The 563-nt window shown below is 47.4% G+C and carries 1 pseudogene; it reads right to left on the reverse strand.

The features are described from left to right. A pseudogene (locus tag ACFINH_RS10330) lies at positions 1–563 on the reverse strand (DUF4815 domain-containing protein); the annotation flags it as partial.

The raw sequence follows: 563 nt of genomic DNA on the forward strand, positions 1-563 counted from the left end.
CGGATTTGTAAATCAGAGCAGTCCACAAGATCAAAAGTGCCAAGATCAATGGTTTTTTCTGTTTGTGTGTAGCGTGCCGCCAACACCCGAAAGGCTAAAGCCTCATCTTGATGAGCGGTCCAGCTCCTAGCATTGACAGAAGAAAAGCGTGGTCCGGTCACGTAAGGGTGGCTCGAGACGTATCTCTGGTGTTCTGCATCAAAATCCCCAAGCTTTGCTAAAGAGACAGAATGATCAGCATCATCGGTTTTAATGACAAAAGCCGTTAAACGGTCATCCATCACAAGGAGTGGTACATCATAGCGTGCTTCTGCCCATCCTGCCTTTGCGCCCTTCATAGAATAAAAGCTTTGCGCTTGAATATCGGCGGTCGGATAACCGTTTTCTGTAGTGACCAAATCAATCACCAAATCATGGTTCTGATTGCCGATTTTGCAAAGATGAAAGTCAATTCCGGTAATTTGCCGTGTTTCATCGGGGGTAAAAACTTGCGCTTGTGGGTCCACTTGCGTCCAGATCTTCACCGTGGTGGTGCGCCGCATCACTTTCACATCAATCACGCC

The sequence above is a fragment of the Bartonella sp. AA74HLJMH genome, assembly GCF_042197045.1.
Taxonomy (GTDB): Bacteria; Pseudomonadota; Alphaproteobacteria; order Rhizobiales; family Rhizobiaceae; genus Bartonella.